At 53.1% G+C, this 25,652-nt stretch carries 22 protein-coding genes; 11 read left to right on the plus strand and 11 right to left on the minus strand.

Features of this window, described 5'->3' with window-relative positions; translation table 11 throughout:
• Positions 1 to 88: 88 nt before the first annotated feature.
• The 5 genes from BLP80_RS00300 to BLP80_RS00320 all read right to left on the minus strand — a co-directional run bounded on the left by BLP80_RS00300 (position 89) and on the right by BLP80_RS00320 (position 8,867).
• Complete coding sequence (locus tag BLP80_RS00300) at positions 89 to 2,275, minus strand: copper-transporting P-type ATPase (RefSeq protein ID WP_090539216.1); 2,187 nt, start codon at positions 2,273 to 2,275, stop codon at positions 89 to 91.
• Between the two features lie 130 nt (positions 2,276 to 2,405).
• Complete coding sequence (locus tag BLP80_RS00305; protein WP_090538980.1) at positions 2,406 to 3,530, minus strand: ABC transporter permease; 1,125 nt, start codon at positions 3,528 to 3,530, stop codon at positions 2,406 to 2,408.
• Positions 3,531 to 3,532: 2 nt separating this feature from the next.
• Positions 3,533 to 6,301: a ribosome-associated ATPase/putative transporter RbbA gene (gene rbbA / locus BLP80_RS00310; RefSeq protein WP_090538982.1), complete on the minus strand. Its 2,769-nt coding sequence runs from the start codon at positions 6,299 to 6,301 to the stop codon at positions 3,533 to 3,535.
• The gene (locus tag BLP80_RS00315; RefSeq protein WP_090538984.1) at positions 6,298 to 7,359 is read right to left on the minus strand and encodes an HlyD family secretion protein; all 1,062 of its coding nucleotides are present in this window, start codon (positions 7,357 to 7,359) and stop codon (positions 6,298 to 6,300) included. Before BLP80_RS00315 ends, rbbA begins: the two co-directional genes overlap by 4 nt.
• A complete protein-coding gene (locus BLP80_RS00320) occupies positions 7,356 to 8,867 on the minus strand; it encodes an efflux transporter outer membrane subunit (protein ID WP_090538986.1) in 1,512 nt (503 codons plus the stop codon). Before BLP80_RS00320 ends, BLP80_RS00315 begins: the two co-directional genes overlap by 4 nt.
• 532 nt (positions 8,868 to 9,399) lie before the next feature.
• Here BLP80_RS00320 and BLP80_RS00325 point away from each other — a divergent pair.
• The 8 genes from BLP80_RS00325 to BLP80_RS00360 all read left to right on the plus strand — a co-directional run bounded on the left by BLP80_RS00325 (position 9,400) and on the right by BLP80_RS00360 (position 15,360).
• Complete coding sequence (locus tag BLP80_RS00325; RefSeq protein WP_090538988.1) at positions 9,400 to 10,806, plus strand: midas domain-containing protein; 1,407 nt, start codon at positions 9,400 to 9,402, stop codon at positions 10,804 to 10,806.
• Between the two features lie 25 nt (positions 10,807 to 10,831).
• Complete coding sequence (locus tag BLP80_RS00330) at positions 10,832 to 11,380, plus strand: YMGG-like glycine zipper-containing protein (RefSeq protein ID WP_090538990.1); 549 nt, start codon at positions 10,832 to 10,834, stop codon at positions 11,378 to 11,380.
• A 227-nt stretch (positions 11,381 to 11,607) separates the two neighbouring features.
• Positions 11,608 to 12,123, plus strand: a complete 516-nt coding sequence (locus tag BLP80_RS00335) for a hypothetical protein (protein ID WP_090538992.1) — start codon at positions 11,608 to 11,610, stop codon at positions 12,121 to 12,123.
• 247 nt (positions 12,124 to 12,370) lie between these two features.
• A complete protein-coding gene (gene msrB, locus BLP80_RS00340; protein ID WP_090538994.1) occupies positions 12,371 to 12,913 on the plus strand; it encodes a peptide-methionine (R)-S-oxide reductase MsrB in 543 nt (180 codons plus the stop codon).
• 34 nt (positions 12,914 to 12,947) lie between these two features.
• Entirely contained in the window at positions 12,948 to 13,601 is a 654-nt protein-coding gene (gene msrA, locus BLP80_RS00345) for a peptide-methionine (S)-S-oxide reductase MsrA (RefSeq protein ID WP_090538996.1), read from the plus strand.
• Between the two features lie 28 nt (positions 13,602 to 13,629).
• Positions 13,630 to 14,325, plus strand: coding sequence for a Crp/Fnr family transcriptional regulator (locus tag BLP80_RS00350; protein ID WP_090538998.1), 696 nt, complete (start codon positions 13,630 to 13,632; stop codon positions 14,323 to 14,325).
• A gap of 113 nt (positions 14,326 to 14,438) precedes the next feature.
• Positions 14,439 to 14,792 (plus strand): hypothetical protein, encoded by a 354-nt coding sequence (locus tag BLP80_RS00355; protein ID WP_090539000.1) that lies wholly within the window; start codon positions 14,439 to 14,441, stop codon positions 14,790 to 14,792.
• 193 nt (positions 14,793 to 14,985) lie between these two features.
• Entirely contained in the window at positions 14,986 to 15,360 is a 375-nt protein-coding gene (locus BLP80_RS00360; protein WP_090539003.1) for a hypothetical protein, read from the plus strand.
• A 61-nt stretch (positions 15,361 to 15,421) separates the two neighbouring features.
• On the opposite strand, the gene BLP80_RS00365 is transcribed toward BLP80_RS00360, so the two are convergent.
• A complete protein-coding gene (locus BLP80_RS00365) occupies positions 15,422 to 15,754 on the minus strand; it encodes a YnfA family protein (protein WP_090539004.1) in 333 nt (110 codons plus the stop codon).
• Between the two features lie 54 nt (positions 15,755 to 15,808).
• Positions 15,809 to 16,678 (minus strand): c-type cytochrome, encoded by an 870-nt coding sequence (locus BLP80_RS00370; RefSeq protein WP_143002198.1) that lies wholly within the window; start codon positions 16,676 to 16,678, stop codon positions 15,809 to 15,811.
• A 153-nt stretch (positions 16,679 to 16,831) separates the two neighbouring features.
• Between BLP80_RS00370 and BLP80_RS00375 the strand changes: the two genes are divergently transcribed.
• Positions 16,832 to 18,082, plus strand: a complete 1,251-nt coding sequence (locus tag BLP80_RS00375) for a PEP-CTERM sorting domain-containing protein (RefSeq protein ID WP_090539008.1) — start codon at positions 16,832 to 16,834, stop codon at positions 18,080 to 18,082.
• A gap of 227 nt (positions 18,083 to 18,309) precedes the next feature.
• On the opposite strand, the gene ssb is transcribed toward BLP80_RS00375, so the two are convergent.
• Complete coding sequence (gene ssb / locus BLP80_RS00380; protein WP_090539010.1) at positions 18,310 to 18,774, minus strand: single-stranded DNA-binding protein; 465 nt, start codon at positions 18,772 to 18,774, stop codon at positions 18,310 to 18,312.
• The gene (locus BLP80_RS00385; RefSeq protein WP_090539217.1) at positions 18,775 to 20,133 is read right to left on the minus strand and encodes an MFS transporter; all 1,359 of its coding nucleotides are present in this window, start codon (positions 20,131 to 20,133) and stop codon (positions 18,775 to 18,777) included.
• 93 nt (positions 20,134 to 20,226) lie between these two features.
• On the opposite strand from BLP80_RS00385, the gene uvrA reads away from it, so the two are divergent.
• Both uvrA and BLP80_RS00395 read left to right on the plus strand, forming a co-directional pair.
• Positions 20,227 to 23,058 (plus strand): excinuclease ABC subunit UvrA, encoded by a 2,832-nt coding sequence (gene uvrA / locus BLP80_RS00390; protein ID WP_090539012.1) that lies wholly within the window; start codon positions 20,227 to 20,229, stop codon positions 23,056 to 23,058.
• A 4-nt stretch (positions 23,059 to 23,062) separates the two neighbouring features.
• Positions 23,063 to 24,334, plus strand: coding sequence for a glycerate kinase type-2 family protein (locus BLP80_RS00395; protein ID WP_090539219.1), 1,272 nt, complete (start codon positions 23,063 to 23,065; stop codon positions 24,332 to 24,334).
• A 311-nt stretch (positions 24,335 to 24,645) separates the two neighbouring features.
• Here BLP80_RS00395 and BLP80_RS00400 read toward each other — a convergent pair whose 3' ends face one another.
• Complete coding sequence (locus BLP80_RS00400; protein ID WP_090539014.1) at positions 24,646 to 25,146, minus strand: VOC family protein; 501 nt, start codon at positions 25,144 to 25,146, stop codon at positions 24,646 to 24,648.
• Positions 25,147 to 25,217: 71 nt separating this feature from the next.
• Positions 25,218 to 25,448 carry a MarR family transcriptional regulator gene (locus BLP80_RS00405; RefSeq protein WP_090539016.1) on the minus strand — a complete coding sequence of 77 codons (231 nt, stop codon included), beginning with the start codon at positions 25,446 to 25,448 and terminating at the stop codon, positions 25,218 to 25,220.
• Between the last annotated feature and the right edge of the window lie 204 nt (positions 25,449 to 25,652).

Here is a 25,652-nt window from a genome sequence, read left to right on the forward strand (position 1 = left end):
TCATATGCTCTTCGTGCTCCTTTCTATAACGATAACATTGTTATGCGCGTACGGCTCATCTCAATGGCACCCCATCGTGATCAGCCGGTCACTTCAGCGTCGTGAGCCGCAATCTCAAGGCATTCCCAATGACACTCAACGAAGAGAGTGACATCGCGGCAGCGGCGATAATCGGAGAAAGCAGCATGCCGAACAACGGGTAGAGCATCCCTGCCGCCACGGGCACCCCGGCAGCGTTGTAAACAAACGCGAAGAACAAGTTTTGCCGGATATTGCGCATGGTTGCCATGGACAGTTTGCGGGCGCGAACGATACCGGTGAGGTCGCCTTTGAGCAGTGTGATCCCCGCGCTTTCCATGGCCACATCAGTGCCCGTCCCCATGGCAATACCCACATCGGCCGCTGCCAGCGCCGGTGCATCGTTGGTGCCGTCGCCAGCCATAGCGACAATGCGTCCTGCTTCACGCAGCTTTTTGACAATTTTGCCTTTGTCTTCAGGAAGAACTTCCGCTTCGACTTCTGTAATCGCCAGTTTTTTGGCCACCGCCTCAGCGGTGCGGCGGTTATCGCCAGTCAACATCAAAATATGTAACCCCTGTTGCTGCAGCGCCTGGATCGCCGCCGCTGTGGTCGCCTTGATTGGGTCGACTATCGCCAAAAGTCCGGCAGGATGACCGTTCACGGCAATAAAGATGACGGTCGCCCCCTCCGCACGCAAGGCATCGGCTTCTATCGTGAGTGACGACATATTGATGGCGTGTTCTTCCATCAGCAAGATATTTCCAAGGACAACCTGCTGCCCTTTTACTTTTCCGATCACGCCTTTACCGGTCGGTGAGTCAAACTCATCTGCTGAAGATAGCTCGAGCGCTTTTTCTTTCGCTGCGGTGACAATGGCATGCGCCAGCGGGTGCTCGCTGCCCTGCTCCAGTGAAGCAGCCAGCGCCAGCAGCGCGTCTTCAGTGAATCCTACTGTGGCAACAATCCTGGTTACTGTCGGTTTGCCTTCGGTCAGCGTGCCGGTTTTATCAATCACCAGCGTATCGACCTTTTCCATCCGTTCCAGCGCCTCGGCATTTTTAATGAGCACCCCCACTTGAGCGCCCTTGCCGACACCGACCATGATCGACATGGGCGTGGCCAGTCCCAACGCGCAGGGACAAGCGATAATCAGCACGCTGACCGCGGCAATGAGCGCATAGCTGAAGGCAGGCGCAGGCCCGTATACCGCCCAGAGCATAAAAGCCAGCAGCGCAATGAAAATCACCGCAGGCACAAACCAGGAAGAAACGACATCGGCCAGCCTTTGGATCGGGGCGCGGCTGCGCTGCGCTTCGGCCACCATGTGAACAATTTGCGCGAGCATCGTATCCTTACCCACGTGCTCGGCTTGCATCACAAAACTGCCGGTCTGATTCATCGTGCCGCCGATCACCTTGTTATTCGGTTCCTTCTTTACCGGCATGGATTCGCCCGTCACCATCGATTCATCCACTGCGCTACGTCCTTCGGTGACGACGCCGTCCAAAGGGACCTTTTCGCCAGGCCGGACCCGTAGCAGATCACCCACATGGATGTGTTCCAGGGGGACATCTTCTTCTCCGTCCGGGCTAATCCGCCGGGCCGTTTTGGGCGCCAGATCAAGTAGGGCACGGATTGCGCCGCCGGTCTGCTCGCGTGCCTTGAGTTCCAGCACCTGTCCCAGCAAGACCAGCACTGTAATCACAGCAGCCGCCTCAAAATAAACGGCCACGGCTCCGTCCGCCTGTCGAAAGGCATCAGGGAAAATACCGGGTGCCAGTGTCGCCACCATACTGTATAACCAGGCCACCCCTGTGCTCATGGCAATCAGGGTGAACATATTCAGTTTGCGCGTTTGCAACGAACTCCAGCCGCGCGCAAAGAAGGGCTCTCCAGCCCAAAGCACCACGGGGGTCGCCAGCACCAGTTGTATCCAATTGGATAACGAACCGTTAATGGCATGATGCCGATCGATAAAATGCGCGCCCATTTCCAGGATGAAAACGGGCAGGGTTAGCGTCAAACCGACCCAGAACCTTTTACGCATATCGGTCAGTTCCGGGTTTTCACCTTCTTCTCCCGTCATTGTGACTGGTTCCAGCGCCATGCCGCAGATCGGGCAGCTTCCCGGCGCTTTTTGCCGGATCTCGGGGTGCATGGGACAGGTGTAGATCGCTTCGCTATCAGCAGACAGGATGGATTGCATCGGGGTTTCACCTGACTTGTGCTCATGGCGACCGTTCTGTGCATTCATATAACCTCCTTGTGATGAATCTTCAGCACCCTCACTCTGTTTGAGAGCGTACTCAAAAACTGGTTCAACCTCCATCACTCAATTAGCCAGCGAGATTAGATTTTTTGGCTATCACGGTGATCAGCACCGATCATGCCATTGAGCTGATGACCTTACGGAAGCGGGCCAGCGCCAGCAAGAAAAAAATGCTACCGATTGCAATCAGCGCGAGAAACTCTGGCCAGACGATCCTGAAATCCGCTCCACGGTAGAGAATCGCCTGGGCGAGCGAAACGAAATGGGTGGTCGGCGCCATCAACATGATATTCTGCACCAGTTCTGGCATGCTCTCGCGCGGCGTTATGCTGCCGGATAGCATCTGCAGCGGCAGCAGAGAGATGATCATCAACAGGCCCATTTGCGGCATCGAGCGTGCCACCGTACCGAGAAAAATGCCCATCGAAGTAGTGGCGAAAAGATGCAGCATCATTCCGCCAACGAACAGTCCGATCGAACCTTCGATCGGCACCTCAAGCAGATCCTGTACCACAAAGACTATCGATGCTGTCGCCACGACCACCACGACCAGCCCCATAGCCCAGACCTTGGCCATCATAATTTCGAACGGAACCAGCGGCATCACCAGCAAGTGCTCGATGGTGCCGTGCTCGCGCTCGCGAATCAGGGCCGCGCCAGTGAGAATGATGGACAGCATGGTAACGCTGTTGATCACCTGCATAACCGCACCGAACCACATTGGATCCAAATTGGGATTGAAGCGCACACGTACTTCGAGCTCCGCGGGCAGCGTGATAATCGCGCGATGGCCCTGAACGAAGTCCGCGACCTCGCCAGTAATAATGTTCTGGATATAGCTGTTGCCGATGAAAGCTTGCGACATGCGCGTGGCGTCGATGTTGAGCTGGACCGTCGGTCGGCGCCCGGCCAGCACGTCGCGCTGAAAATCAGATGGAATATCGAGCACGAAAGTATACAGACCCACATCCAAGCCCGGATCGGTGGCGTACTGATCGATGATCACCGGCGCCAGGAAATAGGGCGGATAAAAAGCATTGAAGATGCGGGTCGACAATTGCGAGCGATCTTCGTCGACGACGGCGATGGGTACCTTATTCAACGAGCTGGGAAGACCGGTCGCAGCCAGATACACTTGGCCGGTGAAGGCGAACAGGATCAGCATCAACATCAGCGTATCACGCCCCAAACTGCGCAATTCCTTGATCCCGAGATGGAAGATGTTAAGCAGTGTGTGCAAGGCTAACGCTCCTGTTTCTTCAGCAACGCGATGCTCAGGCCCAGGAGCACGGGAATGGAGATGGCGAGGGGCAGCAGCGAGGGGCTAAGATCAGCGAAACCCAATGCCTTGGAGAAAGTGCCGCGGCTGATGGTCAGGAAATGAGTGGTAGGATAAATCTCGCCGATGAAGCGCGCCCCACCCTCCAACGAGGATACCGGATCAATCATGCCGGAAAACTGAGAGGCCGGAATCATGGTACCGAGCGCCGTGGCAAAGATGGCGGCAATCTGGCTGCGGGTGAAGGCCGAGATCAGCAATCCCAGGCCGGTGGCGGACGTAACGTAGAGCAGCGCAGCCGAGGTCAGCAGCAGGAAATCACCTTTGAGGGGCACGCCGAACACAAGCACGGCCAGCGCACATAGCAAAAAAAAGTTGACCATCCCCAAGGCGATGTAGGGCAGTTGCTTGCCGAGGAGAAATTCCAGTTTGGTCACCGGTGTAACATACAGATTGAGGATGGATCCGAGCTCCTTCTCGCGCACCACGCTCAACGCGCTGAGCATGGTCAGAATCAGCATCAGCAGCTCTGGGATCACTGCGGGCACGATGGCCGGCAGGCTCTTGACGTCGGGGTTATAACGAAAGCGCGTCTCGATCGTCACCCATCCGGCAAGCACATGACCTGCGGCATGACGGCGCGCCTGTTCCATCAACCAACCCTGGTGCATGGCCTGCACATAGCCGCGCACGTTCTCGGCGCGGCTTGGCATCGCGCCGTCGATCCAGGCGCCAATCCTGACGTTATCTCCACGTGCCAGATCGCGCGCAAAATTCGGTGGAATCTCCAGTGCCAGGCTCAGCTCTCCGCTGCGCATGCGCCAGTCAAGCTCGTCATAATCAGCAATGGGCGGCTGTGCGATGAAGTAACGTGAACCGCCCAGGTTAAGTGCATAGTTCTGACTGAGCGTAGTCTGATCACGATCGAGCACGGCAAAGCGCAGATTCTCCACATCCAAGCTGATGCCATAGCCCATGATGAACAGCAGTAACACCGTGCCGAGCAGCGCAATCGAGCCGCGAATCGGGTCACGGCGCAGTTCGAGCGACTCGCGCCGGGTGTAACTGAACAGTCGCAACAGACTGAAGCGAGTGCTGATTCTGGCGGCATGACCATGCGCCGGAGCAGCGGTGCCAGCGGCGGGTGTGAGTGGCCCGCTCACTGGTTCGTCCTCGCACCCACTCGCTTCCTTCAGGTAATCGATAAAGGCTTCTTCCAATGTGACATAGCCACTGCGCTTGATCAGCGCGGCGGGGGTGTCGCTGGCAAGCACCTTGCCGGCGTGCATCAGCGAGATGCGGTCGCAGCGCTCGGCTTCATTCATGAAGTGGGTAGAAATGAAAATGGTGACCTGGTCGCGACGGGCAAGATTGATGATGAGCTGCCAGAACATGTCGCGCGCTACCGGGTCGACACCGGAGGTTGGCTCATCGAGGATCAGCAGGTCCGGCCTGTGAATGACCGCCACCGCCAGAGACAGGCGCTGGCGCATGCCGAGCGGCATAGCGTCAGGAAGCCTGTCCATGACTGCACCGAGCACGAAACGCTCAGCCATCTCGGCAACACGTGCAGGAATATCGGTATCGGGCAAGTGAAACAGCTTTGCATGCAGCTCCAGGTTTTGCCGCACGGTCAATTCAGAATACAGCGAGAACGCTTGCGACATATAGCCTACACGCTTCCGCGTCGCCAGGTTAGCAGCGTCAAGAACCTGACCGAACAGCCGCGCTTCGCCTTCACTCGGGGACAGCAAGCCGGTTAGCATCTTCATCGTGGTTGATTTGCCACAACCGTTGGAGCCGAGAAAACCGAAGATCTCACCGCGCGCGATATGCAGATTGACCCGATCGACCGCAACAAAATCACCGAAACGCATGGTCAAATCATGCGCTTCGATGGCGATTTCCTGGACACCCTCAATGTCTCGCGGCGGAATCACCACGGCCTTGTGTTCCTTGCGTTTTTCCTCCGGTAGCAGCTGGATGAACGCTGCCTCCAGCGTGTCAACGCCGGTGCGTGCACGCAGTTCCAGCGCAGTGCCGGTGGCGAGGATCTTGCCCACATCCATCGCCACCAGCCAGTCGAAGCGCTCCGCCTCATCCATGTAGGCAGTGGAGACGAGCACGCTCATACCTTTATGGCGCCTGCGCAATCGCTCGATCAATTCCCAGAACTGGGCGCGCGACAGCGGATCAACTCCGGTGGTCGGCTCATCCAGCACCAGCAGGTCAGGATCGTGAATCAGTGCGCAACACAAACCCAGCTTCTGTTTCATGCCGCCTGATAGCTTGCCTGCTGGCCGGTCCCGGAACGGTGCAAGACCGGTATTTTCGAGCAGCTCATCAATACGCTGCTGGCGTTCGACCTGTTCATGACCAAATAAACGGCCGAAGAAATCGATGTTCTCGAATACCGACAAGGTGTGATAGAGATTCTTGCCCAATCCCTGTGGCATGTAAGCAATGCGTGGACACACCGTGCGACGATGCGCAGCATCACTAATGTCACCGCCCAACACTTCGATCTGGCCTTGCTGTATCGCCCTAGCACCGGTCAGCAATGACATCAGGCTGGATTTACCTACCCCGTCGGGGCCGATCAGGCCCACCATGTGGTTGGCAGGAATCTCCAGATTGAGACTATCGAGGGCAAGGTTATTGCCATAGCTTAGACTGACATCCTGCACGCGAATCACTGGCGCTGCTGCCATATCTAGAACACCGGTACTCATTGCGGCAACCTGACCTCAAGTTCTGCAGGCCAGGCAAGCGCAGGATCAAGCTTGACGTAAGCCATGCCGGGCACACCGGTCTTGATCTTTTCGAGATGCTGTTTCAGCAGTGCGGGATCGATTCTCGCACGCACGCGGAACATCAGTTTCAGGCGTTCACTCTCGGTCTCCACTGTTTTCGGGGTAAACTGGGCGACGCTGGCAACAAAACTGGCTTTCGCCGGAATCACATAGTTAGGCGCGGCATCCAGCACGAGGCGGATGTCGCTGCCGAGCGCTACTTTGCCTGCAGCCTCAGTAGGCAAAAAGAAAGTCATATAAACATCAGCAAGATCGACCATATTCAGCACCCGCCCGCCGGCATCCAGTACCTCACCGGGTTCAGCAACGCGATACTGTACGCGGCCATCACGTGGCGCCTTCAATTCACTGTCGTCGATATCTGCCTGCAGGCGCGTCACCGTCGCTTGGGTGGCGGCAATGACCGATTGCGATTCCACCACTTGCGATTTTGCTGCTTCGATCCCTGCGTTTGTCGCGGCAACCTGGGCTTGCGCCGCTCTGACAGCAGCCTGTGCACTCAGTACCCGGGCACGATCATCATCCAGTTCCTGTTTGGCCGCAGCGCCTTCACCCGCAAGTGTTTGCGTGCGCCTCAGGCGTTTGCGCGCGGCATCAAGCTCGGCATGGCGCTGGGCGACCACCGCCTGCGCAGCGGCTCGTTCACTTTCACGCTGTATCACGATGACTTGCGCCGTTTGATAGGCATACTCGGCGCGACGAACTTGCGCTTCTGCTTCAGCCTGCTGAGCGAGCAGTACTTGTGTATCCATACGTGCAAGTATCGTGTTGGCCTGTACAAAATCACCTTCCCTTGCCAGAATCTCGACGATACGACCGGCGGTCTTGGTGGCAATGTCGATTTCAGTTGCCTCGATACGGCCGTTACCTGCGGCAATCCCGGCAGGCAGGCCAGCAGGGCGAAGCACCCACCATGCCGTAACTACCACGATGACAGCAAAAACAACCATCAGCGCCGCTTTGATCTGTTTACTCATAGCCCCTCCGAAGTGGTTTCCGCTTGTGGCACGACAACATCCGCACCGCCGCCCAGCGCTTTATAGACTGCGATCAGATCAATAGAAGCCTTCTCTTCGGAACGAGCCAGCTCGATCTCGGCAGCGTAAAGCGTGCGCTGAGTGTCCAGCACATCCAGAAATGATATGGTGCCTACCTGAAAACGCAGCTGTGATAGCCGGACCGCTTCGCGCAAATCCGTCACAGCGCGCGCCAATGCCTGTCGCCGCGCTTCTTCCTTGAGATAGCGCGTCATGGCAGTCTCCATTTCCTGCAGCGCTTCCAGCACGGTTTTTTCAAATGCCAGATAAGCTTCCTGTTGCCGCGCATCTGCCAGATCGATTCCAGCCCGAATGCGGCCGAAATTGATCAATGGCTGCAAAAGACTAGCAGAAGCGCCATAGGAAAAAGCGGCCGATCTGAACAACGCATCGAGCTCCGTATTGCGCAAACCCAGAAAGGCTGACAGCGATAGCCGTGGAAAGAGCTCTGCGATCGCGGCCCCCTGCATGGCCGTGGCAGCAGCGAGCCGGCGCTCGGCAATGCGCAGATCAGGACGGTGACGCAGGGTCTCTGCAGGTGAAACCAGGATTGCTCGCCCGGGCGCCATCGGTACGGCGCCCGGCTCATCCAGCTCGATCACAAGCGCTCCCGGTTGTTGTCCTACCAGCACTTCCAATTGCCGAAGTGCTGCAATCAAACTTCCTTCTAAGCCAGGAATCTGAGCTCGGGTATTTTCAGTTTGCGCGCGCGCCCGCACAGCGTCATAGCGGGTTCCGACCCCTTCCTTGAAGAGCGTCTCCGTTAGCTCCTGCGTGGTTTGTTGGGCCGCCAGGTTGGCGCGGGTAATGCGCAATTGATTCTGAAAGCTGCGGTATTCGATATAGCTCCGCGCCAGATCGGCGGTTAACGTCACCAGGGCTTGGTTGTATTGCTCCTTTACGGCAGCCAGATCGGCGGAAGCCGCCTCCAATCGGCGCCGTAAACGACCGAACAGATCGATTTCCCACAAGGCATCAAAACCCAGCTCGAACAAATTGAATTTGATGTCGGGTGCCAAGCCGGGGAAGGGATTATCCTGACGCTGAGCACCTGCCGCTGCGTCAACACTGGGAAAAAGTTCCGCGCGAATGGCACGGCGATCGGCACGGGCCTGGTCGATGCGCGCCACGGCTATTTTGACATCAAGATTATCTGACAAAGCCCGATCCATCAGGCTGTCCAGCTGGGCATCCCCGAAACTCTTCCACCAATTTCTGAGCGTCTCTGGATCTATTGGTTTCAGTGCTACTGAACTGGGCCATTCATCGATCTCCCGTTGCGCTGCTTGCCAATGATCAGGAATTGCGGGTGCGGGCTGCCGGTAATCCGGCCCTACCGCACATCCGCTTAAGCCAACCATGACGAATAGCCAACTCGTCTTGTTCCTCAGCGTTATTTTCCTTGAATAACAGCAGAAAATATTCCATAGCTTCGACCATGCCCTCATGCTCATTCCTTTCTAACTATGGACGAGAAGTTACGCGTCGCACTGAAAGTAATTTGTCATTTAGGACAAGAGGCTCTATTGAAAACGTCCTTCAGACAAATGCTCGGGTACTCAATGTAGCATGTATGATCCGGACAATCTAGAAATTGCACGCTTTGCTTTCCAGGTATGAGATTTGTTTCCATCTCAATAGCGAAGATAACGCATTCAGCATTCATTCAGGATCAGCTCGATAAGATAAGATCAATGCCCTGCATAGCCCATGCATGCGGATTGCTAAGCCAGCAAACCAGACACAATGAAAATCACTCATGCTGTTTAATTTAATCATTTGCTTAACCCGAATATTTAATAAATTCACGTGATGATCACGCAGGATTTTGATTAATAGGGAAGTTTTGAGAAGGAGGGGTGTAGTGATTCATACACCCGACTGAGCAAAATCTTTCTTATTAATCAAAAGACAAGTGAGGGCACGTGCCAATTTGTGAAATATTCGGGTTAACTCCATCAGACCCAACTAGAGATTGATATGAAGAAACTCAAATTGATTTGTATGGCCATCGCTCTGGTTGGCTTGGTATCGGCAGGTCCACCATGGGCTGCTGATCGGGATGGGGGTGGTTTTGATGGGGGTGACTCCGGAGGTGATTTTGATGGGGGTGGAGATTCCGGGGGTGATTATGGCGGCGATTTCGATGGTGGTGACTTTGACCAGGGCGGAGACCTTGGAGGCAATTTTGACCAAGGTGCTTTTGGTCAAGGCGATGACGCTTACCAAGGTGGAGATTTCGATCAGAGCGATGCTTTTGACCCGGACGGTGGCTTTGATCAACAGGAAGATTTTGAATTAATGGATGATCCTGGCCAGGGTAGAGGCTTTGATCAAGCGGATGATTTTGAGCAACCGAACGATTTTGCGGTAGAGGATGGCTCAGGCCAGGATATTGAGCCTGCTCAAAGCGAAGAATTTACCCAAGAAGAAGTGTCGATTCAAGATGAGCAGGCTGTCGAGATGAGCGCATCTGATCAGGATAACCTGCCCATGCCAGAGAATGAATCTGCCGGGCTTGATCAATCCTCCGGGGAAGCCGAGCTTACTCAGGATGGTTCCTCCGCTGAAGCAACTGAGACCGACGAGTCCGCCCAGGTTGATCAAACCTCTCAGGATGGTGAATCGGCACCCGCAAATCAAGCTGCCCAGAACGATGAAACCACTCAGGATAGCTCGCCTGTACAGACTGGCGAATCTACCCAAATGGCTCAATCTACCCAGGAAGGGGGATCAGTTCAGGGAGATCAGTCTGCCCAAGGCCATGCCGCTGCCCAGGGTGATTCCCCTACTCAGAATATTAATATCCATAATGTTCAATCGGCTCAGAATAGCGGGCCTGATCATCACTCTGAACATCATCACAATAATTGGAACCCCCCTCATGGACATCATCATCACCACCACCATCATGGATTTGATATTGGCTTCGGCCTGGGTATCGGACTGGGGCTGGGATTGGGGCCTTTTAGTCCCTTTATGCCTTATGCACCTCCTTTCGGAAGCTTTGGTTATGATGGGTTGGGTGGTTTTGCTCCTGATAGAAGTTTTGGCATCTACAGCCGCTTCAGTTCTTTTGGGGGGATGGGTTTTTATAGTAGCCCTGTTCCTTTTGGCCGCGCTGGCTTTGGCCCCTATAACCGTTTGGGAGGTTACTATCCATTGGAGGGCTTCCCTGCAGTCGTTGCGGCCACGCCAGTATTGCCGGTTGCGATGATCATTGCCCCCCCTGGAAAACCGGCTTATATCCAGCAACAGCATGTTTCACGATCTGCTCCTGCGCCAAAAACCAATTATTGGTACTACTGTCGAAACCCAGAAGGGTATTATCCTTATGTCAGAAAGTGCCCGGGAGGCTGGCTAAAAGTTCCTCCACAGCCTTCTTAATCACCTCATTAAAGGAAATCTCGTTATGCCTGGAATTGCCAAATTATCGATTTTGCTGCCTCTCGCTCTGCTAACAGCCTGCGTACACGTACCAACGGGTCCGAGTGTCATGGTTTTACCTGCTGCCAATAAAACCTTTGATCAATTTAGAGCTGACGACTATCTCTGTAGGCAATTTGCCAACGAACAAATCAGTGGTCAGACACCCCGGCAGGCATCCATATTGAGTGGAATGGAAAGTGCCGCTGTTACCACTGCATTGGGTGCCATCGCAGGCGCCGCATTTGGAGGCGGACGTGGCGCTGCCATTGGTGCGGGCAGCGGATTATTAGCGGGAGGATTGACTGGAAGCAGCGCCGCACGATCTTCCGGCCAGATCGGTCAGCAACGCTATGATGCAGCTTATATGCAGTGTATGTATGCGAATGGTCATCGCATTCCCTCTCCAGGTCGATTCATCAATGAGGGATCCCCAAGTGGCGGGGGCTATGATGGATCTGCTCCCCAGCGCGCTCCTTCAGGGAGCTATCCACCGCCGCCGCCAGGTAGCCCTCCCCCCTCACCACCCTACTAAATTTATTCGATGACACTGCTTCCAGTGCACAAAAAGCAATAGTGAGGAATGATGATGTCGGCTCAAACAATGAGAAAAAGCCTGTAATCCCCTGATATCGCTGCTTTGTTTGAAGTCAGGTTTATATAAAATAAAAAAGGAGGAATCGCAAAATAATCCTACGTATACACCACCAGGTGTGCAATTTGATAGCTGAATTCAAAACCTTTTAACTTTTTAGGAAGCATATGAGAAATCTGTTTTTATCATTAAGTTTTGCAGTAATGGGCTCAGCCCTATCCCTGTCGAGTCATGCCGATATGATAGCCGTAGTCAAAGGGCATGCGGTTTTTATGGCAACGGGCTCCAGCTTGGCTATTCTGCCGAGTCCATCCGATGGTCAACTATCCTGCTCTTATGGTAATGGCGTTTTTAGTCCGGGAAGCTCAGCGGGCCTAGAAATTCCTCTGCCTGGCGCAACTGATATAAAATTAGTTGGGAACGACCTTTATATAGCAACACTTAAAGCGCCAGCAGGATTACCAATCCCCGGCGCGGCGGAAAACAGCTATGTCAAATATGATGTGAGCGCCTGCTTGCCAGATGTGCCCTTTACTCCTTCCATAGCACGCGCTGATCTCGCTGCGGGTGAATTAGTGATCCCCTGCGTGCTAGTCGATGGTCAAGAATACAATGTCGTCATGAATCAACGCGGCAACTCCATGAACTGGGAAGTTATTTTTGCAGACTCAGGCTGTCAATAATCCCACTTCACTCTTCGTGCCCCCGCCCTGTGGGCGGGGTTGCTTACCACTTGCACCGGTTATCTGGACTTTGCCGGTGATTGCCATAAAATATTCATATTTCCTATCGCGCCCCGTAAGGCGCCTTCTCCCTAGAAAGCGGCCCTGAAGCAAGCCGGCCCAAAGAAAGGATTGCACTTGTTATGAACTATACTGTGCACTCATAATCAAATTTTTGCTGATTTAGTTGAAAAAATGAGAATTCATTATGAAACGACGCACTTTGCTGGAAGGGTTCATTGCATTGGCAACGCTGCCTTTTATATCATCCTGTTCGCGTGAGTTAATCGCTGAAGAACAAAGGAGCACGAAAATCAAAATCGATCCCATTACGGTCACCCCCCTCAAGAAGCCGCACGAAGAGTGGCGTTCATTGGTATCCCCGGAAGCTTATCGCGTGCTATTCGAAGAAGACACCGAGCGCCCCGAAAGCAGTCCGCTCAATAAAGAGCATCGCAATGGCACTTACATTTGTGCTGCCTGCTATTTACCGTTATTCGAGAGCGAACATAAATATGAGAGTGGTACGGGCTGGCCTAGTTTTACCCAGCCCATTGCCGGTCACACAGGGACAAAACGTGATTTCATGCTGATCTGGCCTCGCACCGAATATCACTGCGCACGCTGCGGCGGGCATCAGGGGCATGTTTTCAATGATGGCCCGCCACCTCACGGCGAACGCTGGTGCAACAATGGCTTGGCGCTCCGGTTTATCCCGAAAGAAGAAGCGCTCCCTGAGCTTAGGGGATAACAAGGTGATAACGTGGTGGACGAAATTGCGCTGCATGACTTACCGAAGATCAGGCAGCGGGATACTCTTGACGGTGATTGCGCTTGCTGGGTGCCAGCAATCGGATCCTAAGCTTCTGGCCGGAGCTAACTATCAATCCAGAAACCCATCGGAAGAGACCACCCTGGAGATCGCAATCTTTGCAGGGGGGTGTTTCTGGTGTACAGAAGCGGATTTTGATAAGGTACCGGGCGTGGTGGCCACTATCTCGGGATACATTGGCGGAAAAGTAGCCAATCCTACTTATGAGCAGGTCAGCAAAGGCAAAACCGGTCACATCGAAGCCGTACAGATCTATTTTGATCCGGCTAAAACCAATTATGCCAGCTTGCTTGCCGCTTACTGGCCGACGATCGATCCCTTGACACCAGACGCTCAGTTTTGTGATCACGGCTCGCAATATCGTAGCGCCATTTTTTATCGTGATAGTCACCAACAACAGCTGGCAGAAGCCTCTAAATCAGAACTTGTCGCTTCCAGCCGTTTTAATCAACCTATCGCAACCGAAATATTGCCTGCCACAGCATTCTATCCAGCGGAGGAATATCACCAGGATTACTACCTCAAAAATCCTGTCCGCTACTCATACTATCGTAGCAGATGTGGTCGTGATGCACGCCTTACCCAACTGTGGGGAAACAAGCGATAAACTTGCTAGCAGGAAACCGGAATAGTCGATGTCTTCGTTAAAACCGGGCAATACAAAGGCTGGATTACTCAAGCCGCTCCTCGAGTGGAAGCTGGAGCAATGGCAGAAAGAATGCCCTTCTATTCAGGAAATCGAAATTCCTGACAAACATTTTCTTTATCGTCAGGGAGAGCGTTGCGCGGGTTTCTTCTGGATTAAAGAAGGTATCGTTAAACTCTCACATCTCACAATACAGGGAAACGAGCTGACGCTTGCCCTGCTACAGCGAGGAGACATCATCGGCCGCCTGCAGCGGGATGCTGTCAGTCAATCGATGGAAGAAAGCGCACAGGCCTTGGGAAAGGTCGTGTTTTATCAGATCGGACATGAGGATTTCAAGCAATTGATGTCTCGTTGGCCAGAGTGGTCATGGTCCGTTTTCGAGGCAATCTATACCCGTCAGCAACAAATCGAGCGCAAGCTCAGGGCTATTCTTACCCAGCCAGTCGAGAAACGGGTTATCGCAATGCTGCTGGAACTGGCCCAATTATTTGGAGCACGATGTACTCATGGATATGCCCTCGAAATTTTCCTCACGCAACAGGAGCTGGCGGATTTAGTCGGCGCCAGCCGTTCCGTGGTCAGCACGATCATGAATGATTTCAGAAGTCGAGGGATACTGGACTATACACGCGAGCAAATTTGTATCAACGACACCGCATTGATCAATGATACGCATGATTAAACTCCGCCGCAGCGATACTCACCCTGAACGACTGTTGTCTGGCTAACAGACACTGTCAATACGCTATATTAGAGTGCGGACTGTTACCCATCATCAATGAAAGGAGCAGTCAAATGAAAATAATTTCAGCACGCAACCATGGCTATTTGGATTTTCTGACAGTTGTCATATTCTTACTGGCCCCCACCCTATTAGATTTAAGTCAAATACCCGCCATGCTGGCATATGGATTGGCCGCGGTTCATCTGACGGTTACCCTGGCTTCAGATTTCTCCCTTGGCATTTTCAAGATGCTTGCTTTCACCCTGCATGGCTGGATCGAGCGCATTGTTGGCCCCGTTCTGGTGGCGATCCCCTTTATCCTGGGTTTTGCTGACGAAGCTGTCGCCCGGAATTTTTATATTGCCATGGGGCTCATTATTATCGTGGCGGGGTTACTGACAAACTATCGAGAAGAAAATCGCTGATCCTGGCTAAAAAAAACCCTCGTTAGACAATGATCATGTAAAGGGGCAAGCATTCCGCGCGAATAGGCCATAGTCCGACAGAAATTGCTCTCCGGGAAAGCAGGGAGTATTGCATAATATGATGCAGTACGCCCTGCGACAAAGAGCAACCCGGTCTCGAGGAAGCTGGAAGTGCTTTTCTGGAGAAAATGTTATGCCTATGCAAGCCGCCACATTGATGCGATCCTTACTGGTCATTTGTGCCATTCTATTCACGACCCCAATCAAACAGGCAGAAAGCGCCTCACCCTCTCTTTTTTACGCTGTGTTGCCGTTAAACTATGGTAAAAAAGACTGTCTGAATCGGGCATACACCGCTATCGCTTCTGAAATCACAGGGCAAGCCCTTAAACGTGCGGATGATGTTGCGCTTGTCAACAACGACTATAACCTTGCCGTGCATTGTCGACGGACCAGGGACAAAAAGAGTGTCGTTACGATTATCGTCACCCACCGATCAAGTTTCCAGGAAGCCAAAGGGCTTGCCCTGAACATCCTGCGCGGGATGGAAACGGGTCAGTTGGAATGAGGACTGAATGGTGATAGCAGGCACGCGTTTATTCACTGTAGCAGGGCGGCTACACAAACAGCTATGTATTTCTGGGCGCAAACATAATAATAGCCATACCCGTTAACGCAACCAGGGATCCAGCCAAGTCCCATGCCGTAGGTTTAATTCCATCCACCCCCCAAAGCCAGAGTATTGCCACAAAAACATAGACGCCGCCATATGCGGCATACACGCGGCCCGCCGCAGTGGGATGTAAAGCAAGCAGCCAGGCAAATAACGCAAGACTGAAGGCCGCCGGAATAAGCAGCCACACGCTTCTCCCCTCCTTGAGCCAGAGATAGGGCAAGTAGCAGCCGGCAATCTCGGCGACTGCCGTTACCAGAAAAAGCAAGAGGGTCTTGATTTCATGCATGGCTGGATATGACTCCTCTCAAAAATATAAAGTACGTCAATTAGATCTGGCGGATTACTCGGGTGCTTTGCCCGGCGCACGCTTGACAGTGCGCATCGCTTGCAGATAAGCAATGATTTCTTCCATCACCTTTTCCCGCGCCGGGGTCTCCGCTGCAAGCGCTGGCATGGCTGTGTTGTAGCGGATATTGGATGGATTATCCATCCAGCGCTTTAGGTATTCCGGCCGGATATACTCGGTCACGCTGAGCGGATAATTCAATTCAGGCGCCTTGCCGCCACCCTGACCATTGATCGTATGACAGGCGATACAGTATTTGCGAAAATGCAGAAAACCCCGTTGCACTTCTTGAGATGCATTGACGGGTGGAAACAGCTTGGGGAAACGAGCCGCAAAAGAGGTAAGTTCGATCCCCATCACTTGATAAGGCATGTCTACTGCCCCTTCTTCGCGTAATTCAGATGACTTCAGATTATCCCATACCAAATAAAGCGGCCCTAGTTTGACCATTTCATCGTTCTGCAGCACGTTAGTCAGCATAAACGGCGAATCATCTGCACTGGCAAAAGCGAAATAGGCATCATAAGCAAGAAACTTGGCCACCGAAATGCTGGGCTGATAGTTGTCTTCGCAGAGAAAGACGATCTCTTCTGCTGCTCTCCATTCTTCTCCAAAAACTTGATCGAAAAGTTGCCGGGCGGGATAAACCTGATAAATACGCGCCCTTTTCTCATGCGCCTCGAAAATCCTGAGAGGGCTTGCGGTTGCAATCTTATCAAACTCATCCAATCGCAGCGTTCTGATCATTTCCCCCTTATTTTTAAATTCGATCACAGCACTATTTTGGGCAGATACCAGGCCAGATAATCCGGCCGTCACCCACATAGAGACAATTACGAACCCGCGATACCAAAGATCTCTCATGCTTGCTTAACCTCGTGACTTACGTTCATTCGCTCATCGAATCATGCTGCTCCCAGATTAGACCAAAGTACGATGTACCTCGGTACGATAGGCGCAGTATGGGTAATTGGCCACAATGGCTGACATTGTGTAACCAACAGGAGTATTTTATAAATGGCGCCTCTAAGAACCCCCTTTAAGCCCGTGATACTGGCCGTGGCTTTAGCATTTAGCGCTAGCGTGCAAGCCATTCCTCTCACCACAACCGTAACGGGTGGCAACATCCTGCTAAGCGGCGCCAATCTGAGTGTCTCGGATAGCACCACCAGCTCAAGTTTTGTGAATACCAGCCAATCCGCAAGCCCTGTCATCAGCCAATTTAATTCGAGCTATGGCGTGCTGACGAGTGTCACCGCAACCATAACACCCGGCAGCAGCTCCACCTACTTGCGTGCTGACGGCAGTACGCCTACAGGAGGCACCGCAACGGTGAGCACTATATGGCATGGAATCGACGGGCTGAATGTGTCTGGCGCTCTGAATACCGCATCCAAGCACAACGGCCCAAACGATGGCACATCCAGTTCCTGGCTTTCCCCTTCACAAACCATCACCAATAGTACAGCTCTTAACAGTTGGGTTGGGTCAGGCAGCTTAAATACGCAGGTTGATACCTCACTGATTGCGAATCGGAGTCATGGGGGCCTACCTGGCGAAACGCTGACGGCGAGTATCAGCAGCTCGAATGTCAATAACGACCCTTCTTACCTGACTGATCTTACTACCAGCTACAGCCTGGTATATAACTATTTGCAACACGCGCAAGCCTCTTTTGCCGCAGACTCGGTGGTAACAGAGCTCAATCTAAACTTTGGTCATCTCTATGCAGGAGACCCCGTTGCTTCACTCAGCTTCAATCTGTTTAATCTGTTAGGTGAACGTGCCGGACTGGATCTGGATCTTATCAGTGGTGCTGGGCATACCTCGGTACTGACCACTAACCTGACTCAATTTTTCGGCCTGGAAGCAGGAGATAACAATGATTTCCTTGCCTTCATCGACACCTCCAATCCGGGAACATTCAATGCAACCTATCATCTCAGCTTGTCAGACGCAAATATTGGCGCATCCGCCAGTCGCTATCTCTTTGATAACTACCTGACGCTCAACCTGAGCGGCACTGTCATCGAGGCAGCGTCAGCCGCCGCTGTTCCTGAGCCTGACATGCTCGCTCTTGTTGGCATCGGCCTGCTCGGTTTCCTTGGAATAAGACGGACCGAACGCAAAGATGAAGAAGCGAACGTAGCGAGTTTCGATAACACCAGCCTGACGCCTTTCGGTGAAACAGAGTTTGAGCGTAGCACCTATCAAATAGATAGGCGGGAAACGAGTATTGCTCAACGCAGTGATTGGGACGCACAGTAGATTTATTCAGTAGATTTATTGGCAAAACCCCGTTTTAGCGAAACTTCGTTTTCACGGCCTCTCAGGTTATAAACCCAACTCAAAATCCTCGATATCAGCCGTTAGCTTGCAGATTAACTAGCCAACAGATAGACACAGGGCTGGATTATTCAGCTCCTATTCTGGATTCCGGCCTGCGCCGGAATGACGGTGCTTATGGCACACAATCGTATAGCCAGCAGTACCCGCTAAAATGGAATATCGTCTTCCAGATCGTCAAACCCGCTGCCCGTCTTGCTCTGACTAGCAGGTTTGTCAGCATAGCTCGCACTGTTGCTATATTCACTTTCTCGGTCGGCGGATTCGAAATTGCCTCCGCCCGCACGGCTGCCCAGCATTTGCATGCGATCAGCGACGATTTCGGTGGTATAACGCTCAATATTGGATTTATCCGTCCATTTGCGTGTTTGCAGACGTCCCTCGATGTAGACTTGTGAGCCTTTTTTAAGATATTCGCCCGCAATCTCGGCCTGTTTACCAAACATCACCACGCGATGCCATTCGGTTCGCTCCTGTTTTTCGCCCCCCTTGTCTTTCCAGGTGTCGGTCGTGGCGATATTCAGATTGGCCATGGCGTCACCGCTGGGCATATAGCGTACTTCCGGGTCCCGCCCCAGGTTTCCGACCAGGATAACTTTATTGACTGATGCCATTTATGCGCTCCCCTTTAATAATTGGACGACTCTCTCTTCATCAAACCCTTTGAGATCAACTTTCAGATAGGCCACCTGCTCATTGGCCAATACCAGTGCTTCATATACACCGGGCAATGCTGCCAGTTCACGCGACAGCCCGCTAGCCTGATTCGCATCCATCTCTTCGACATGATACATTTTGGAACGGACGGCGGCTGGCGCTTCCATGGTGACTGCCAGGTATAACCAGGTAATCAGCAATAGGACGCAGAAGGCAGCGATCGCATACACGCCATAATGCTGATACAAGTAGCCGCCCGCGCTGGCGCCGACAAACGCTCCCAGAAACTGGGTGCTGCTGTATACTCCAATGGCCGTGCCTTTGGCGCCAACAGGTGCGATCTTGGAAATCAGTGAAGGCAGGCTGGCTTCCAGCAAATTGAAGGCAGTAAAAAAAACCAGCAGCGCCACAGCCGTTCCCCATAAAGATTGATGCATCAGCGCCAGCAGAATCTGCCCTGTCAGCAGCAGGGCGACTGCAGCGACGAATACGGGCTTGAGCTTGGCCTTCTTTTCACCATAGATGATGGCCGGCACCATCAGCACGACCGATAACACCATCACGGGCAGATACATCTGCCAATGCTGCTCTGCCGCCAGCCCCGCATCGCGCAGCGATAGCGGCATAACCAGCCACAGCGCCATCAAGACCGCATGCAATGCGAAAATGCCGTAATTCAGGCGCAATAATTGCGGATTGCTCACGACATTGGCAAAGCGTCCGGTGGAGACTTCGGTATCGGAATGAAAACGGCTGATCACGGGATCCGGAATCGCCTTGTTAACCACGGCTATCGCCGCAATCGCCAATACGCCCGTCATGATGAAAATACCGGGCACCCCGATCCACTGATTCAAAAGCGGAGCAAGCATCATTGAAAGCGCAAAAGTGGCGCCAATGGTCATGCCGATCATGGCCATAGCTTTGGTGCGATGCTCCTCACGGGTCAGATCAGCGGCGAGCGCCATGACCGCTGCGGAAATCGCACCCGCACCCTGAATAATACGACCGGCAATGATCCAGTAAATATCAATGGCGGTGGCTGCCACGAAACTGCCGATGGCGAATAGCACCAGACCTAAATAAATGACAGGCTTACGTCCGATACGATCAGACATCCAGCCAAACGGAATTTGCAGAATTGCCTGAGTCAACCCATAGGCGCCCAGTGCAACTCCTACCAGGGTGTAATTATCGCCACCGGGAAGATGTTCCGCAAAAAGTGCGAAAACGGGCAAAATAATGAATAAGCCAAACATGCGCAATCCATAAACGCCGGCCAAGCCGACAGAAGCGCGCATTTCTACAGGGGACATTTTTTCAGGTATTGACATCGCAGATATGAACCAGATTGTGTGAAAACTGGAAAATTGGGTATATTAGCAGGTTGACCCATACTTAGGTAGCTGATGGAACTGATCAAAATTCGCGGAGCCCGCACGCATAATCTCAAAAATATCAACCTCGATTTGCCACGCAACAAGCTCGTCGTCATTACCGGTTTATCCGGCTCCGGTAAATCCTCACTAGCATTTGACACACTGTATGCAGAAGGGCAGCGACGCTATGTCGAGTCGCTTTCGGCCTATGCCCGGCAATTCCTGCAATTGATGGAAAAACCGGATGTCGATCTGATCGAGGGGCTCTCTCCTGCCATTGCCATCGAACAGAAAGCCACTTCGCATAATCCGCGCTCAACCGTTGGCACCGTCACCGAGATTCATGATTACCTGCGCTTGTTGTTTGCGCGCGCGGGCGACCCGCAATGCCCGGAACACGGCATTATCCTGACCGCACAGAGTGTCTCGCAAATGGTCGATCATGTGCTGCAATTGCCGGAAGACACCAAGCTGATGATTCTCGCCCCTAGTGTCATTGGGCGCAAAGGCGAGCAACTGGATTTGTTCGATGAGCTGCGTGCGCAGGGATTCGTGCGCGTGCGGCTTGATGGGGAAACCTATGAAATCGATAATTTGCCGAAACTGGAGAAAAACAAGAAACATACCATCGAAGTTGTGATCGACCGCCTGAAAGTCTCGCCTGACGCCAAGCAGCGATTGGCAGAATCGTTCGAAACCGCGCTGCGCCATGCCGATGGCCGCGCCCTGGCGGTGGAAATGGATACCGGCCAGGAACATCTGTTTTCTGCCAAATTCAGCTGCCCGGTATGCAACTATGCCCTGTCCGAACTGGAACCGCGCCTGTTTTCCTTCAACAACCCGGTCGGCGCCTGCCCTAAATGCGATGGGCTGGGGCAGATTACCTTCTTTGATCCAGCACGGATTGTCGCCTTTCCGCATTTGTCATTGGCTTCCGGTGCGATCAAGCATTGGGACCGGCGCAATCAGTTTTACTTCCAGATGCTGACAGCACTGGCCACGCATTATGATTTCGATCTGGAAGCGCCCTTCCAGCAGCTGGATGAAAAGATCCAGCACATCATTCTGCACGGCTCCGGCAAGGAGAAAATCCAGTTCTCCTACCTGAATGAAAGTAACCGGGCTTCTCAGCAAAAGCATCCCTTTGAAGGCGTGATCCCCAATCTGACGCGCCGCTACAAGGAAACCGATTCACAAACCGTGCGCGAGGAACTGGCGAAATTCATCAACTCGTGTACCTGTCCTGATTGCGAAGGCACGCGCTTATGCCGGGAAGCGCGCCATGTGCACGTCGATGAAAAAACCATCTATGAAATCAGCGCGTGGCCGCTCAAGCAGGCCAAGCTGTTTTTTGATCAGATGACGCTGGCGGGACACAAGCAAGCGATCGCCGAGCGCATCATCCAGGAAATCGCCAGCCGTCTGCAATTTCTCAACAATGTCGGACTCGATTATCTGTCACTCGATCGCTCTGCCGACACCTTATCAGGCGGAGAATCCCAGCGCATCCGCCTGGCGAGCCAGATCGGCTCCGGTCTGACGGGCGTCATGTATGTGCTCGATGAACCTTCGATCGGCTTGCATCAGCGCGACAATGGCCGCCTGCTGGAAACCCTCCAGCATCTGCGCAATCTCGGCAATAGCGTGATCGTGGTGGAACATGATCAGGATGCCATTCTGCTGGCCGATCATGTCGTCGATATGGGCCCCGGCGCCGGTGAACATGGCGGCCGCGTGATTGCTCAGGGTACCCCGGCAGCGATCCAGCAAAACCCCGACTCACTGACCGGCCAGTATCTTGCCGGCAAATTAACGATTCAGACGCCACTAGCCCGCACTCCCCCCAATCCTGAGCGCATGCTGAAAATCACGGGCGCATCGGGCAACAACCTGAAGAATGTCGAACTCAATCTCCCCGTCGGCTTATTGGTCTGTGTCACTGGCGTATCGGGCTCGGGCAAATCCACGCTGATCAATGACACGCTATATTGCGCCGTGGCGCGCCATCTCTACGGCAGCAACACGGAACCCGCGCCTTATCAAGAACTGGATGGCATGGCCTTTTTTGACAAAGTGATCAATATGGATCAAACACCGATTGGACGCACACCACGTTCCAATCCGGCCACTTATACCGGCCTGTTTACCCCGATCCGCGAATTGTTTGCCGGTGTTCCGCAGGCGCGGGAGCGCGGCTATAATCCCGGGCGCTTTTCGTTCAACGTCAAAGGCGGACGCTGCGAAGCTTGCCAGGGCGATGGCGTCATCAAGGTGGAAATGCACTTTCTGCCGGATATTTATGTTTCCTGCGATGTGTGCCACGGCAAGCGCTACAACCGCGAAACGCTGGAAATTCAGTACAAAGGCAAAAACATCAACGAGATTCTGCAAATGACCGTGGAAAACGCCTTTGCCTTTTTTGATTCCGTGCCGGTGGTGGCGCGCAAGCTGCGAACCTTGCTCGATGTGGGATTGGGCTATATCACCCTGGGACAATCGGCTACGACTCTATCAGGGGGCGAAGCGCAGCGCGTGAAACTATCACTGGAACTGTCCAAGCGCGACACTGGCCGCACGCTATATATCCTGGATGAACCCACCACCGGACTCCATTTCCAGGATATCGATCTATTGCTGAAAGTACTGCACCGGCTGCGTGACCACGGCAATACGGTAGTCGTCATCGAACATAACCTCGATGTGATTAAAACAGCCGACTGGATCATCGATCTTGGCCCCGAGGGAGGCTATGGCGGCGGCCAGATCATTGCTGAAGGCACGCCGGAAAGTATTGCACAAAACCCGGCCAGCGTTACGGGTGAATACTTGAAACCGATGCTTGCTACGCAAGCACAAAGGTAACCGCTTGAACCCACGCGAACTGCTGCTCAACAGTTTTCAGGCTGCGCTTGCCGCAGCCGACCCGTTGCAGATTGTCCCTGCTCATCTCCCCAGTCCACCCAAAGGACGCACGTTGGTGGTGGGCGCAGGCAAAGCTGCCGCAGCCATGGCCCAAGCAGTGGAAATGCATTGGCCTTTGGACGCGCCTCTGGAAGGCAGGGTTATCACGCGTTATGGCCACAGTGTGCCTACCCGAAAAATTGAAGTCGTCGAAGCGGGTCATCCGCTGCCCGATCAGCACGGCGAACTGGCCACACGAGCCATCCTGGAAAAGGTGCAAGCGCTCACCGCCGATGATCTGCTGCTCGGTCTATTCAGTGGCGGCGGATCAAGCCTGCTGTCGATGCCGATTGCCGGCGTGTCGATGGAGGAACTCAAGACTATCACCCACCAATTACTGCTTTGCGGTGCCTCGATCCAGGAAATCAACACGGTGCGCAAGCATCTCTCCGCCGTTCTCGGTGGCCGGCTGGCCGCCGCCTGCCATGCACCGATCCATTGCCTGATTATTTCCGATGTCACGGGAGATAACCCGACTCATGTGGCTTCAGGCCCTTGTGCGCCTGACCCGACGACATACGCCGACACGCTCGCCCTGATCAAGCAATATGCGATCAACGTTGCACCCTCTGTGATGACCATCCTGCAAAAAAGAAGCGAGCATGACGAAGACGAAACCCCTAAGCCAGGGAATGCTGTTTTCAGAAACGTGAAAAACCGCGTCATTGCCACTGCACACCAGTCGCTCGCGGCTGCCACACAATTTTTTCGCGCGCACCACATCACCCCGCTGATACTGGGCGATACCGTCACCGGTGAAGCGCGCGAAGTGGCCAAAGTCTACGCCGCGCTGGCTAGAGAAATCCGTTACTACAATGCGCCATTTAAATCACCGGTTGCGCTGATTTCCGGTGGCGAAACCACCGTGACAGTAAAAGGCCGTGGCCGCGGAGGACGCAATACCGAATTTTTACTGTCGCTCGCCATCGCGCTGAATGGCCTGGAAGATATCTATGCACTCGCCTGTGACACCGATGGCATTGACGGCACCGAGCAAAACGCCGGCGCCATCCTCACCCCCGACTCGCTTGCCCGCGCCCAACCACTCAGCCTCGATCCCACTGCCCTGCTGAATGACAACGATGCCTATGCCTTCTTTGAACGGCTCGATGACTTGATCATCACCGGTCCCACCCGCACCAATGTGAACGACTACCGGGTGATTCTGGTTTGGTAAAGAAGTAGTTTATCTATTTTGTTCCTTGAGATACGATCCAATGCCTCTTCGATGGATAGCAGAAGATTGGCCCCCAATCCTTTTGGTTGGGATTCATACCATGAATAAGCATCTTTAATATGCAGTTGCTCACACTTGATCTGACAGCTTCAAACCGTCGAGCATATGGATAGCAGGGTGGATGTGCTGCGGCGAAACCGGGGCGATTCAATAGTCCCGCGGCGATATGCCGGAAGGCAGACTCATGCGCATTCTCCTGCCTAATGCTCCCTCCAGCGGCGGTGTAAAGTGCCGTCTCCTGCAACCGGTTGTTAGCAAAAATTTTGCTTTTCTCGCTTATCTCCATCGTATGCCCTTTGCAGCGCAGCGAGGTCAAATTTCTTCATCTTGAGAAATGCTTGGGTAACTCGGGCCAATCGTTCAGGATCTTGATCCTCCATTATTCTGTCCATGATCGTGGGTACGATCTGCCATGAGAGACCATACTTATCCTTGAGCCAGCCGCACTGCTCAGCCTCCGGAACAGCTGAAAGCTTTTCCCAGTAGTAGTCCAATTCTTCTTGTGTCTCGCAATAGACCATAAAGGAAATGGACTCATTGAACTTGAACAAAGGTCCAGCGCTGATCGCCATGAATGGCTGGCCGGAAAGCGTAAACGAAACAACATCGCAGTCTCCCGACGGCGTGTTGGGCAGCGTAGTGATGCTCGTGATTCTTGAATCGGGAAAGACAGAGCAGTAGAAATTTGCTGCTTCCTTTGCTTCTTTGTCGAACCATAGATGTGGAACGATCTTCTGTTTAATTGTTGCCATGACATTTCCCCTCATAAGGTTAAATAATTAGAGCTTAGAACAAAATGGGGTTAAGTCTTGAAACATAACATCTATCTTTTCTCTGCTTTCTTAACGATTCGACTGACAGTAGTGTAATGCAGCCCAAATTCGTCTGCGATCTGTTTTATCGTGTAGTCACCTGTTTGATAGGCTGCCATAATTCCTTCATTTTTGTCGATAGAATTAGAGTTTAGAGTAAACCACCTCTCACACTTGGAATTTTTTCTAACTTGGATGATGTAAAGCGCTTGATCTTTTTGTTGTATTACATGCTGTTGCATTATTCATAGCAAGCCCTCAGGCTTTACATCCGAAATTGATCAGCAAGTATTTTGATGTGAGTTGGGCGATCGTGAGCCAGATAGTCAAATAGGCTGAAAGCACATACCTGCGGTCCAGAACTAAGAATTCTTATCCTTGCAAACAATAACCCCAATCGTCGCTCTTATTTTTCTTGATTCGCGCCCCCAATGCTTTTATAGGAT

Source organism: Nitrosomonas sp. Nm132 (genome assembly GCF_900100485.1).
GTDB lineage: Bacteria > Pseudomonadota > Gammaproteobacteria > Burkholderiales > Nitrosomonadaceae > Nitrosomonas.